This window comes from Dermabacter sp. HMSC06F07 (assembly GCF_001807345.1).
GTDB lineage: Bacteria > Actinomycetota > Actinomycetes > Actinomycetales > Dermabacteraceae > Dermabacter > Dermabacter hominis.
Genome location: NZ_KV788583.1, coordinates 44,343 through 56,166, shown reverse-complemented (window position 1 = coordinate 56,166; position 11,824 = coordinate 44,343). Strand labels below are relative to the sequence as shown.

General features: G+C 63.7%; 12 protein-coding genes and 1 tRNA gene. 2 read left to right on the top strand and 11 right to left on the bottom strand.

From position 1 onward, the window contains the following. Positions 1 to 25: 25 nt before the first annotated feature. Both HMPREF3157_RS04765 and HMPREF3157_RS04760 read left to right on the top strand, forming a co-directional pair. A complete protein-coding gene (locus HMPREF3157_RS04765; RefSeq protein ID WP_070435670.1) occupies positions 26 to 859 on the top strand; it encodes a glycoside hydrolase family 25 protein in 834 nt (277 codons plus the stop codon). 3 nt (positions 860 to 862) lie between these two features. Then, positions 863 to 1,477 carry a DJ-1/PfpI family protein gene (locus tag HMPREF3157_RS04760; RefSeq protein WP_016663501.1) on the top strand — a complete coding sequence of 205 codons (615 nt, stop codon included), beginning with the start codon at positions 863 to 865 and terminating at the stop codon, positions 1,475 to 1,477. 27 nt (positions 1,478 to 1,504) lie between these two features. Here the strand turns inward: HMPREF3157_RS04760 and HMPREF3157_RS04755 are convergent, their stop codons facing one another. The 11 genes from HMPREF3157_RS04755 to HMPREF3157_RS04705 form a co-directional block, all read right to left on the bottom strand. Continuing rightward, positions 1,505 to 1,972, bottom strand: coding sequence for a DnaJ family domain-containing protein (locus HMPREF3157_RS04755; RefSeq protein WP_016663502.1), 468 nt, complete (start codon positions 1,970 to 1,972; stop codon positions 1,505 to 1,507). Positions 1,973 to 2,047: 75 nt separating this feature from the next. Further along, positions 2,048 to 2,131 (bottom strand) — tRNA-Leu (locus HMPREF3157_RS04750). 118 nt (positions 2,132 to 2,249) lie between these two features. Then, a complete protein-coding gene (locus tag HMPREF3157_RS04745) occupies positions 2,250 to 3,122 on the bottom strand; it encodes a hypothetical protein (RefSeq protein ID WP_070435668.1) in 873 nt (290 codons plus the stop codon). Between the two features lie 170 nt (positions 3,123 to 3,292). Beyond that, positions 3,293 to 4,342, bottom strand: coding sequence for an acyltransferase (locus HMPREF3157_RS04740; RefSeq protein WP_083288058.1), 1,050 nt, complete (start codon positions 4,340 to 4,342; stop codon positions 3,293 to 3,295). 10 nt (positions 4,343 to 4,352) lie between these two features. After that, entirely contained in the window at positions 4,353 to 5,807 is a 1,455-nt protein-coding gene (locus tag HMPREF3157_RS04735; protein ID WP_070435666.1) for an amino acid permease, read from the bottom strand. A 123-nt stretch (positions 5,808 to 5,930) separates the two neighbouring features. After that, the gene (gene rplI, locus HMPREF3157_RS04730) at positions 5,931 to 6,401 is read right to left on the bottom strand and encodes a 50S ribosomal protein L9 (RefSeq protein WP_016663506.1); all 471 of its coding nucleotides are present in this window, start codon (positions 6,399 to 6,401) and stop codon (positions 5,931 to 5,933) included. Between the two features lie 21 nt (positions 6,402 to 6,422). Further along, on the bottom strand, positions 6,423 to 6,659 hold the full coding sequence (gene rpsR, locus HMPREF3157_RS04725) for a 30S ribosomal protein S18 (RefSeq protein ID WP_016663507.1): 237 nt from the start codon (positions 6,657 to 6,659) through the stop codon (positions 6,423 to 6,425). Positions 6,660 to 6,750: 91 nt separating this feature from the next. After that, the gene (locus HMPREF3157_RS04720; RefSeq protein ID WP_070435665.1) at positions 6,751 to 7,320 is read right to left on the bottom strand and encodes a single-stranded DNA-binding protein; all 570 of its coding nucleotides are present in this window, start codon (positions 7,318 to 7,320) and stop codon (positions 6,751 to 6,753) included. Between the two features lie 46 nt (positions 7,321 to 7,366). After that, a complete protein-coding gene (gene rpsF, locus HMPREF3157_RS04715) occupies positions 7,367 to 7,657 on the bottom strand; it encodes a 30S ribosomal protein S6 (RefSeq protein WP_061212179.1) in 291 nt (96 codons plus the stop codon). A 153-nt stretch (positions 7,658 to 7,810) separates the two neighbouring features. After that, complete coding sequence (locus HMPREF3157_RS04710; protein WP_016663510.1) at positions 7,811 to 10,213, bottom strand: transglycosylase domain-containing protein; 2,403 nt, start codon at positions 10,211 to 10,213, stop codon at positions 7,811 to 7,813. Beyond that, positions 10,210 to 11,733, bottom strand: a complete 1,524-nt coding sequence (locus HMPREF3157_RS04705) for a CCA tRNA nucleotidyltransferase (protein WP_016663511.1) — start codon at positions 11,731 to 11,733, stop codon at positions 10,210 to 10,212. Before HMPREF3157_RS04705 ends, HMPREF3157_RS04710 begins: the two co-directional genes overlap by 4 nt. Positions 11,734 to 11,824: the final 91 nt, after the last annotated feature.

Genomic DNA, 11,824 nt, shown 5'->3' with positions numbered 1-11,824 from the left:
AGCGCTTGACCACTACACTTTCGGTATGCCGCGCTTTTCTCGCGCCGACGTCTATCGGCGCCAATACAAAGCGATCGTCGCCATCTTCGCCGCGTCCTGCATGCTCGTCTCGATTGGCACGCTCGTGAGCACCATTGCGGCCGGGCAACCGTCGGACCAACGGGCGGTCCCCGCCGCCCCCGCACCCGTGAAGGCGCGCGTGATGACCATCCCGGACACCCCCGCGGATCCCTCCGCTCTCACAAATCTGCCGCGCGGGGTGGATCTGCGCGAGGGCGAAAGCCTCGGCATCGATGTGTCCTCGCACCAAAAGACGATTGACTGGGGCGATGTCGCCGATGCGGGCGTGAGCTTTGCGTACATCAAGGCGACCGAGGGCACCGGCTATACCGACCCGAAGTTTGCCGCGAACTGGGAGGGCGCCACGAAAAACGGCATCACCCCGGGCGCCTACCACTACTTCACGCTGTGCTCCCCCGGCGCGGACCAGGCACGCGATTTCTTGAAGGCAGCCCCGCCGGATTCGGTTGCGCTTCCACCCGCCCTCGACCTCGAGTTTGATGGCGCGTGCGACGAACGCCCCGAGGCGCAGCACGCAAACGCGGAGGTCGCTGACTTCGTGAGCATTGTCGAAAAGGCGTGGGGGCGAAAGCTCGTGATCTACTCGAGTGCCGAGTGGCGGCGCCACTACGATCTCCCGCACGCCGAAGGCCGCCCAACCTGGCTTTTTTCCGGGTCGTCGCGACCCGAGGAGGATCGCTGGGCGGTATGGCAGCTGCGGTTTGACGGCACAGTCGACGGAATTTCCACGAAGGTCGATATTGACGTAATTCGGCCAGCGCATCTCAGAGGAGATTAAAAGATGACGAGGCGCATCAGCGTCGTACTTTTTGACGGCTTCGAGCTTCTTGACGTCTGCGGGCCGGTTGAGCTTTTGAGCCACGTCGAGGGCATCACGCTCGACTTTGTGGGGCCCGAGGCGGGTCTCGTCTCGAGCGCGCAGGGCCTTCGCGTGGAGTGTGGCCGTTCGTTTCGGGAGCTCTCCAAGGAGCCGATCGACATCCTTCTCGTCCCGGGAGGGCCCGGCACGCGAACGCTCGTCGACGATGCGCCGTTTCTCGCGTGGCTGACCGAGGCCGGCGCGCGTGCCCGGCTCCTCGCGTCCGTGTGCACTGGCTCGGCGCTCCTCGCTGCGGCCGGGCTGCTCGAAGGCTACCGCGCAACGAGCAATAAAGCCGCGTTCGAGTGGGCGCGCACCTTCGGTCAGACGGTTGCCTGGCAGAGGGAGGCTCGCTGGGTTGAGGATCGCGATCGGTGGACGTCCTCGGGCGTTGCCGCGGGCATGGACATGACGGCCGCGCTCATCGCCTCGCTTTGCGGAGCCGAGGCACGTGATCGGGCCCTTGCGAAGGCCGAATACACGGCCACCACCGATAGCGATTCGGATCCCTTCGCCGCCGCGCTCCCTCTGCCCTGAGGGCGTGCACAGCGGGGCGGCAGGCCCTCACAACTGGCGGAGGCGGTGCCAGCGAGAGACCCAGTTTTCGACATCGACGAGAGGCACGAGAAGCGGAGGTTCCTCGCTTGAGGCGGGCCGCAGCGAAGCGTCACGGACCGCCGCGCTGTTTTCGCGGCGCGCCCGAGCGTTGTAGTCCTCGAGGTATTCGCGCACCGCGTCTTGCGATGGGAGCGAGCGAAGAGTGTGCGCGAGCATATCGTGTTCCTTGCGCAGCACCACAGTGGCGGGCAGTAGCGCCTCGCGATCGAATTCGCCGGAGGAAATGCGCGATTTAATCCACCAGTCGGGATCGTGCACGTCCGGAAGCTCGAGCTGCGCACCCGCGAGGGGAAGGTTGTCAAAAACGCCGGCAGCGGCGGCCCGATCGGCAGCCGTCGGAATGAACCCCGCGCCCTCCCCCATGGCACCGAGCCATGCGTTTGTGTGGGAGCCCGAGGGTGTCTCCTCACTCATGCTGCTCAACCCCTCACCCGAGTACACGCGTGCAGATACGCGAAAGCCCCTCCCGTAGGAGGGGCCCGCATGGGGTGCGCAAGGGGGGACTTGAACCCCCACGCCCGCAAAGGCACACGGACCTGAACCGTGCGCGTCTACCAATTCCGCCACTTGCGCGGGAACTTCGACACCGGGTTTCACGGCACACCGAGATCGAAGCGCTCCCTAATATAGCCCCACCGCCTCGCGCGCGCGAATCCGCGCACGGGCCAGGTGGGCAACGCCACGGGGTGAACTAGTCGTCGGTAGGCACCTGTGTCACGACGAGCACGCCCGAATCCTGAGAATTGAGGATCGTCGCTGCGATGACCGTGGCCTCTGCCTTGCCCCATTCCGCCTCGATCGGGCACACCTGGGAGTTGCGGCCGTCAGCGATCGACATCTCACCCGCACACTCGAACTTCGAGATGGGCATTTCGAGGGACTGCATCGCCTTGAGCGCCTTTTCGGACACCGTCGCGCCGTCCACGGGAGAATCGACGGCCCACATGTCACCGATGCCGTAGGCAAGAACCTCGGTTCCGGGTTCGGTGAACTTCCCGCTGAGCGAGGCATCAAAGTCGTTGTCAAAGGCGACGAGAAGGCCCGGGCCCTGCACATTCGAGAAGGTGCCGTAGGCGTAGGCCTCGCGGGTCCTGTCCCCTGTCGTCACCGTGCAGTGGGTCTTCGGCTTGCCCGCGGTGATGTCAATATCGCCATCGCACTCCACGGTTGCCTCACCGCCATCATCGAAGACGCTCGAGATGGACGTAGCGATCACGTCACGGCTGAAGGGGAAGTCGCCGATATCCGGATTGGTGTCCTCAGTGAAGTGAGCGATTATCGCGGGAGCCGCGCCCACCTTCGCTTCAGGTTCGGAAGAAGCGGTTGGGCTCGAGCTCTCGCTCGGCGTTGCGCTCGCATCCTCGCTCGCGCTCGGCTCCGCACTCGGCTTGTCGCTTTCTTCGGCCGAGGGAATCTGGGTGGGGCTCGGCTTCGCCGTTTCGGGTGCGTGGGTGGGGGTCTCGGTTGGCGTGGACACCTCACCACCCGTAGCCCCGCACGAAGCGAGCACAAGCGCGGCGGCGAACGCGGCGGATGCGCCGCGGAACGTAGACCTCATCGACATGGAAATCTCCTCTAGACATGGGCACGAGGGAAGTGCGTGCTGACATATCTTCCCGCGCCCCACGCAAAAAGTAAAGACTTTGCAAAGTGTGGAGGTTGTGAAGGAAAGGCCGCACGCTCGAGCGGCAGGCAGGGTCCGACGGCTACCAGGCGCCTTACGAGGCCGCGCCGCTAAAACACCGCTCGCACACAAGGGATTCGCGCCGCGACAAGCGACAGTGCCCACGAAAGCCCGAGCACGAGCACCCATGCGCCCACGCACGCGAGCGTTCCGCTCGAGTCGAGCCCGGGCACTAGGAGGCGCACACCGATGAGCACAACGAAATGGCACAGGAACACGCCGAACGACGCATCGCCGAGGCGCCGCAACACACCCTGCACACGATCGGAAACCTCCCACTCGCGGCTCACGGCAAGAAGGCCCGCCACAAGCGCAAACGAGGCACCGACATTCAAGGGTGAGCGGTAGTTGCCGCTGACGATCTTGCCCCATCCCTCGTTCTCAATACCGAGACCGCCACACACGCCAAGAGCCACGAGCAGCGCGATACCGAGGGCGAGCACGGCGGGCGCAAGGCGCCGTCGGACCGGGTGGGCGAACGCGACGTGACCGGCAAGGTAGTGCCCTACGTAGAAAATCCAGTAGGTGAGCACCGCCCCGGAAATCACACCCGTGGGTTGCCCGACCGCCTCAAACGCGTTCGGAGCAAGATACACAGACAAACCCCACGCGAGGCTCACACCGGTGGCAGCCCACGCACGCGCTTTCGAATGCGCAACGAACGAGCCGAGCACGGGGGTAATGATGGACAGTCCCATGATGAGCCACAGAAAGTACAGCTGCGGGGACTGATCCCCCATGAGCGCTTCCTTGCCTAGCCGCTCCGCGGTCAGGTCGCGACCCAGAACCACGCCATTGATCACAACGCCATACACGAGCGTCCACACGATGGTCGCGGGAATGAGCCGCGCGAAACGCGAACGTAGAAACGGCCATGCTCCATTGCGCATCGCCACCGGAGCGAGGTTCAGGGCGCCGGAGATCATGATGAACACGGGCACTGCAGCGTTCAGCATCGAGCGGAACACAACGAGAGCCCAGGGGGCACCTTCGGCAGTGGCGGCGGGCGCGAGACAGTGGATGCCTACGACAGCGACGATCGCCGAAATACGCACAACATCGAGCATTGGCACATAGCGCCGCTGAGGTGTCGAAGGCATGGGATCAAGGTTACGAGAAGTCGGCGCGCGCCTTTTCAGCCTCGGCAAAGCTCGCGTCGATGGCCTCAACGCTAATGCGGTGGCGGAACACGAGCACGTACGCGAGGGTCACGAGCAGCACGAACGGGATGCCCACCATGGCCGCGAGCTGCATGCGCTCAACGGCGATCACCGTCGAGATCACGAAAAGGAGGCCGGCAATGCCCGCGATCGCCGTCACCACGCCACCGGGCATGCGGAATAATTCGCGGCCGTCGCGCGTGCGGTGATAGACCACGTAGGTCACCAGGATCAAAACCCACACGATGACCGCCGAGAAGATCACGGTCGACATGATGAGGGGGAACAGGCCGCCGATGCCCGTCATCGCAAGCACCACGACGACGAGGATCCCGCATGCGTGCACGATGATGCCGGGCAGCGGAATGCCGCGCCTGGTCGTGCGCTCGAGCATTTGCGGGGCGAGCGAATCCGCGGCGAGCGAGTGAAGAAAGCGCGAGCCCGCATACACGTTGGCGTTCGCGGCGGAAAGCGCGGTGATCACCACGATGAGGTTCGTGAGGCCCGCCGCGGCGGGAATCCCGAGCTCGTGGAACACCATGACGAACGGCGACAGGCGCACGTCACCAGCGGCACCCGAGGCCTCTTTCCACGGCACGAGCGCGACGATAATCCCGATCGCCACGACGTAAAAGAAGCTCAATCGAACCACGGTCGACTGCGCGGCCGTGCGGATCGACCGCGCGGGATCCTTCGCCTCTGCGGCCGAGATCGACAGCATCTCGATGCCGCCGAAGGAAAACATCACGAGCGCCATCGAGACCCACACGCCTTTGAAACCAAAGGGCATGAAGCCACCGTCGTTCGTCCAGTTCGAGACCCCGGCAGCAGGTGTTCCCGGGAGCCCGAAGAACACGAGACACAGCCCCACGAGAATGAAGACGACGACCGCGATGACCTTGATGCTCGAAAGCCAAAACTCGATCGTGCCGAAGCTCTTGACGCTCACCACGTTGATCGCAACGACGATCGCGCCGAGGATCGCGACCCCCGCCCACTGAGGAAGATCCGGAGCCCAGAACTGGAGATACAGGCTGCACGCATACAGTTCTGCGGCGGTCACCCCGACCGTCACGATCCAGTAGAGCCACCGCACGAGATACCCCCAAAAAGGCGAGAGGTAGCGCGCGGCGAGTGTGCCAAATCCACCCTGGACGGGGTGACGCGAGGCCATCTCGCCCATCGCGAGGGCGATCGTCATGGCAATGGCGGAGCCGATCGCAAAGCTGATGATCACGGCGGGACCGGCCACGGCGATCGCATCTCCGGAACCGAGGAACAAGCCGGTACCGAGTGCGGAGCCCATCGCGATCATGGCCATCTGCCGATGCGTAAGTGATCGGGAAAGGTGGCCGTGTTCGTGGGGATCGCCGGCCGTAGGCGGGTGTGAGGATTGGGAGGTCATTGCATAAATGTATTCAATTTTTTGGCAGGGCGCGCGAAAGACCACCAGATGACACGAAAAAGCGGCGGGGGTGGACCCGCCGCTTCCTCGTTCGCTCTCATTCGAGCGTTTACGCTATGCCGTTCAGGCGCGCGCACCCTTCGCGGCAACGACCTGGACAACGAGGTTTGCGTAAACCTCTTCGTGCAGGCGCACCGTCACGGTGTACTCGCCGAGCGACTTGATCGGCGCGGTGAACTCGACCTTGCGGCGATCGATCTCGCGATCGAAGCCAGCCTTAACGGCCTCGGCAACCTCGGCGGCGGTCACGGCGCCAAAGAGGCGGCCGTTCTGGCCCGCGCGCTCGGCCACGACGACCGGCTTGGTCTGGAGGAGGTCACGCAGTGCCTGCGCATCCTCGAGCGACGCCACGGCGCGCTTCGAGTTTGCGGCAGCCATCTGCTCGAGCTGACGCTCAGCGCCCTTGGTCCACGGCGTGGCAAGGCCGCGCGGCAGAAGGTAGTTGCGCGCGTAGCCGGCCTTGACCTCGACGACATCGCCGGGGCCGCCGAGCTTGGAAACCTCGTTGGTGAGGATGAGCTTGGTAGTAGCCATTTTTCTCTATCCTTCCTTGGCTCAGCGACCGGAGGTCGAGTAGGGAAGGAGGGCGATCTCGCGGGCGTTCTTGACGGCCTTCGCGATCTTGCGCTGCTCCTGGACACTGACGCCGGTCACGCGGCGTGCACGGATCTTTCCGCGATCCGAAATGAACTTACGCAGAACCGCGGGGTCCTTGTAGTCGATGTTCTCGATACCGGCGCTCTTGAGCGGGTTCTGCTTCTTCTTGGGCTTACGAAGCTCTGGCTTCGCCATCGTGGTGCTCCTTTGAGTGAGGGGAGCCCGGGCTTTCTACCCGGGATGGAATGGATAAATTGAGGATGTGTGCCGAGTGGCACGGCGCGATTTAGAAGGGCGGTGGCTCTTCAGCGCCGCCGTTGCTCCAGGGATCGATATCGGCGGGGTTCTGGCCGCCCTGCGGTCCACCCTGGGCGCCACCGCGGTTACCGCCGTAGCCTCCCTGGTTGGAGTAGCCGCCTTGGCCGCCACCGTAGTTGCCGCCACCGCTGTTACCACCGTTGAAACCGCCACCGAAGTTTCCGCTGCCGCCGCGCTGAGTGCGGGTCGGCTTCGCGGTCGCGTAGCGAAGCGAAGGACCGATCTCGTCGACCTGGAGTTCGATCGAGGTGCGGTTATTGCCTTCGCGGTCGGTGTAGGAGCGCTGCTGGAGGCGGCCCTGAACGATCACGCGGGTGCCTTTCGTAAGGGACTCGGCGACATTCTCGGCTGCATCGCGCCAGATGGAGCAGCGCAGGAAGAGAGCTTCGCCGTCCTTCCATTCGCCCGACTGACGGTCGAACGTGCGGGGGGTCGACGCGACGGTGAACGACGCGACGGGAATCCCCGAGTTCGTAAAGCGCAGCTCGGGATCGGCGGTCAGGTTTCCGACGACGGTGATGACGGTATCGTTCGCCATGACTCTCCTTCAGCTGATGGTGCGGTGTGGCTTATAAACGAGATTTTTACTTCTCGTCGACGCGCATGAGCTTCGTGCGCAGAACGGACTCGTTGAGGCCGAGCTGGCGGTCGAGCTCCTTGGCGGTCTCGGGCTTCGAGGTGAAGCTCAGGACGACGTAGATGCCTTCCTGCTTCTTGTCGATCTCGTAGGCGAACTTGCGCTTGCCCCACACGTCGGTGTTGTCGACGGTGCCGCCCTCAGCAGGAACAACCTTGATGAGCTTCTCAAAAGTGGTGTCCACGGTACGCTCGTCGATCGACGGGTCCAGGATCACAACCATTTCGTACTTACGCATGTGTAAATCCCCACCTCCTGTGGTCTATCGCGGCCACGGTCCTTCCGTGGCAGGAGGGTCATGCATGCGCCTGCGGTTTTCCACAGACTTCCCAAGTCTAGCGGCTCGCCCGGGTTCGGGGAAGGGGGTCCAACGGTGGCCTGGACCTCACCGCTACCGAGGTTCTTTCGGCGTCGCGGTCGGCTCAACGGGTTTGTCGTTGCCGCGCGTCGGCTGTACCTTCGGCGTCTCCGGCTTTTCGCTCGGTTCAGGCTTCGGTTCGGGCTTCGGCTTCGGCGCTGGCGATGCCGGCTTCTCCTCGGACGGAGAAGGAGACGGCTCGGGCGCCTCCTGCGACGGCTCCTCGGTTGCGGGCGGCTCCTCACTCGGCTCTTCCGATGGTGCCTCGGTCACCTCGGGTTCCTTGGTCACGCGCGGCGCAGGCGCCTGCGTCCGTTTTGTCCTCTTCCGCTTCTTCTTGCCATCGGTATCGACTTCGTCCGGGAAGTCGAGTTCATCCTGCCCGTCGAGGGCGCTCGTCATGATGTCGGCGAAGATACTCGCGGGCGCGCCGCCACCGGTCATGTCCTCCCACGGGCCGAACGGGGTGAGTGGCTCTTCAGTGCGGCCGTCGGAGCTTGGTTGGAACATGCCCACCGCTGTGACCAGCTGGGGGGTGTAACCCACGAAAAGCGCCGAGCGGAACGAGCTTGAAGTACCCGTCTTGCCCGCGACCGGGCGGCCATCCATTTTTTTGTTGACGATTCGTGCCGAGCCGCGAGAGCTCGTGGGTTCCTGGAGGGCTACGGTCGCGTTGATCGCCGTGGACTCCTTGAGAACTCGCTCGCCGTCATCCTTATAGGCGTACTTGCTCGAACCGTCAGCATTCGTCACTTTTTCGACGATGTGCGGCGTGCGCTTAATCCCGCCCGAGGCGATCACGGAATACGACCCCGCGAGCTCGAGAACCGTGAGCGATGAAGAGCCAAGGACGTTGCTCGGACTGTCGTCGAGACCGGGTGTCTTCTCGGAAAGCCCCATCTTGACGGCCGCTTCGCGCGTCTTCTCGGCGCCCATGTCAACGTTGAGTGCCGCATAGGGCGTGTTGTAGGAGTGCCGCGTCGCGGTCAGGAGATCGACGCTGCCACGCGAGACATTGCCGAAGTTCTTGACTGTCCACCCCTTGAAGGTCCTAGGCGAAGAGGCGTCCCAGTTGGAGTGGAGGCTATAGCCCTCCTCGAGCGCGGCAACAAGCGTGAACGCCTTGAACGTTGAACCGGCCTGCATGCGCGACTGGGTAGCGTCGTTCCGCTGCTGCTTGAGGTAGTCCTCGCCGCCGTAGAGCGCCCGGATCGCACCGGTTGACGGGTCGATGCTCACAGTTCCCACGCGGTTATTCTCGGGGCGGTCCTCGGGGAGATTCGCGATCGCTTCGACGGTCGATTCTTGCGTGTGCTTGTCGATCGTCGAGACGATCGTGTAGCCGCCCGTGTCGATGTCGTCCTCGTCGAAGCCTCGCGCCTCGAGTTCCTTGCGCACCGTCGTCATGAGGTAGCCATTTGTGCCGCGCAAGGAGTTTTGACGTTTGTATTCGATCGTCTCGGGGAAGCTGAGCTTGTCAGCCTCCTCCTTCGTGAGGCTTCCCGTCTCGTTGACCTCTCGGTCGATGACCCGCTGCCAGAGCGCTTTCGCTTTATCGGGATTCTTCGCCGGGTCGTAGGCGCTCGGTGCGGGAATGACGGCGACGAGAAGTGCGGCCTCGGCGTCATCGAGCTCGCTCGCACTCTTGCCGAAGTAGGCCTGCGCCGCCTCTTCGATTCCGTAGGCGGAACGGCCAAAGTAGATCGTGTTGAGGTAGCGCGAAAGGATCTCGTTCTTGTCGAGCTCCTCATCGATTTTGACGGCCATGATCATTTCGCGCACCTTGCCGGTATACGAGGTGACCTTGCCCGTGTAGTAGTTCTCGACGTACTGCTGGGTGATCGTCGAAGCCCCCTGGCGGGAGCCGCCAGAAAGGTTGTTCACGAGAGCGCGCACGATACCCTTCGGCGAAATGCCGCGGTTCTCGTAGAACGTGGAGTCCTCGGAGGCGACGACAGCCTCCTTGACGTTGTCCGGGATCTCGTCGGCGGGCAGGATCGTGCGATTGAGGTCGCTGAACTCGCCGAGGAGAGTCTTTCCGTCCGAGTAGTACACGCGGGTCGTTTGAGCAACGGCGATATCGGTCGGCTCGGGTACTTCGGTAGTCGCATACAGCCACGCACCGAAGCCCACGCCAGCACAGAAGAGAACGAGGACGGCCGCGGAAAGGAGGCGCCACGAGGGAAGCCACCGCGAAAACCCTTCTTTTCCGGCGCGCGGGTAGTTGAGAAAGTTCGTGGGCTTGGGTTTGGGCTTAGACGCAGCCGTGCCTGCTGCCGCTACAGCGTGCCGGCCTTTCGTGGGCGCGGCGCTTTCGGGGCGCGGTTTCGTGCGGCTGCGACCAATGCTCGCTGCCGCGGGAGTGGTCGCAGGGCGCGCTGCACGCTTTCCGCTCGAGCGGGTACGGCTCGTCCCCTTTGGGCTCTTGTCGCTCACTTCGAGGTTCCTCTCGTCGCCGGCGCGCTTTCGTGCGCCCCATTATGCGCCCACCATTCCTGAAGGCGCCTCGAGGCTTCCTCCTCGCCGAGAGGTCCCTCCTCCATGCGCAGCTCAAGAAGGTAGGCATATGCCTTGCCGACTGCCGGGCCGGGCTTGAGGTCAAGAATCTGCATGATCGCGCGGCCATCCAGATCGGGCCGGATTTTGGAGATCTCTTCTTGTTCCGCGAGCTCGGCGATGCGTTTTTCGAGGTCATCGTAGGCTTCGCGAAGGCGCTGGGCCTTGCGCTTGTTACGCGTCGTGCAATCGGCGCGCGTGAGGCGGTGAAGGCGTTCGAGCTGATCGCCCGCGTCCGTCACGTAGCGGCGCACGGCCGAGTCTGTCCATTCGCTATCCGCGTAGCCGTGAAAGCGAAGATGCAGTTCGATGAGGTGTGCGACCGCCTTGGTCGTCTCCTTATCGAACTTGAGTGCCTTCATTCGGGCCTTCGCCATGCGCGCCCCCACGACTTCGTGGAACCGGAAGGTCACGACTCCGCCTTCTTCGTAGCGGCGCGTATTGGGCTTCGCGCAATCGTGCATGAGCGCCGCGAATCGCAAAATGAAGTCGGGGCCGGGAACCGGTCCTTCGGGGCCTGTTTCAAGGTCAATCGCCTGCTCAAGCACCGTGAGCGAATGCGTGTAGACATCCTTGTGTCTGTGGTGCTCGTCGATCTCGAGCCGCATCGCGGGAAGCTCGGGAAGGATGATCTCGGCGAGGCCAAAATCGACCATCTGCTCGAGGGCACGCCTTGGGTGATCGCCGAGCATGAGCTTGACGAGTTCTTCGCGCACACGCTCGGCGCTCACGATCTCGAGGCGGCCGGCGAGGGCGGCGATCGCGCGCGCGGTTCCCTCCTCGATGTCGAATCCAAGGGTCGAGGCGAAACGTACGGCGCGCATCATCCGAAGCGGGTCGTCGCTGAAGGACTGTTCGGGGGCGACCGGTGTACGAAGAAGCCCCGCGGCAAGATCTTCGAGGCCGCCGAACGGATCGATGAACTCGAGGGAGGGAAGACGAACGGCCATCGCGTTCACGGTGAAGTCGCGTCGCGAGAGATCACCATCGATCGTGTCACCGTACGCGACCTGCGGCTTTCGAGACTGCGGATCGTATTCCTCCGTGCGGTACGTCGTGATCTCGACCTTGACGCCGTCGAGCTGCGCGCCGAGCGTGCCAAACTCGCGCCCCATGTCCCAGATCGCGCCCCGTTTGCCGACCCACTGCCGAAGAATCTGCTCCGTCGACTCGGGCCGCGCCGACGTCGTGAAATCAAGGTCATCGCTGCTACGTCCAAGAAGCGCGTCGCGCACGGGCCCGCCCACGAGTGCCAGTTCCTCGCCTGCACTCTCGAACATTTGACCGAGCTCGTGAACGGAGGCTGGAAGCGCCTGGAACATGCTCCGCGCGCGGATGCGAACCGTCTCGATCCCCATCCGGTGTGCTTCACGCTTGTCGCCGTTAGTCACGTCGTTCATTCCTCACCTTGATCTGTGATGTGCGGATCGCTCCGCGCGCGCCATCCGTGTTTGGCACGTGGCACGAAGCTGCGCCCTCTACAGTGGTTCC

Excerpts from the sequence above, each read along its gene's own strand:
- rpsR (WP_016663507.1), bottom strand. The coding sequence starts at position 6,659 with ATGGCGAAGCCAGAGCTTCGTAAGCCCAAGAAGAAGCAGAACCCGCTC.
- HMPREF3157_RS04735 (WP_070435666.1), bottom strand. The coding sequence starts at position 5,807 with ATGACCTCCCAATCCTCACACCCGCCTACGGCCGGCGATCCCCACGAA.
- HMPREF3157_RS04755 (WP_016663502.1), bottom strand. The coding sequence starts at position 1,972 with ATGAGTGAGGAGACACCCTCGGGCTCCCACACAAACGCATGGCTCGGT.
- rpsF (WP_061212179.1), bottom strand. The coding sequence starts at position 7,657 with ATGCGTAAGTACGAAATGGTTGTGATCCTGGACCCGTCGATCGACGAG.
- HMPREF3157_RS04745 (WP_070435668.1), bottom strand. The coding sequence starts at position 3,122 with ATGTCGATGAGGTCTACGTTCCGCGGCGCATCCGCCGCGTTCGCCGCC.
- HMPREF3157_RS04720 (WP_070435665.1), bottom strand. The coding sequence starts at position 7,320 with ATGGCGAACGATACCGTCATCACCGTCGTCGGAAACCTGACCGCCGAT.
- HMPREF3157_RS04765 (WP_070435670.1), top strand. The coding sequence starts at position 26 with ATGCCGCGCTTTTCTCGCGCCGACGTCTATCGGCGCCAATACAAAGCG.
- rplI (WP_016663506.1), bottom strand. The coding sequence starts at position 6,401 with ATGGCTACTACCAAGCTCATCCTCACCAACGAGGTTTCCAAGCTCGGC.
- HMPREF3157_RS04740 (WP_083288058.1), bottom strand. The coding sequence starts at position 4,342 with ATGCCTTCGACACCTCAGCGGCGCTATGTGCCAATGCTCGATGTTGTG.
- HMPREF3157_RS04705 (WP_016663511.1), bottom strand. The coding sequence starts at position 11,733 with ATGAACGACGTGACTAACGGCGACAAGCGTGAAGCACACCGGATGGGG.
- HMPREF3157_RS04760 (WP_016663501.1), top strand. The coding sequence starts at position 863 with ATGACGAGGCGCATCAGCGTCGTACTTTTTGACGGCTTCGAGCTTCTT.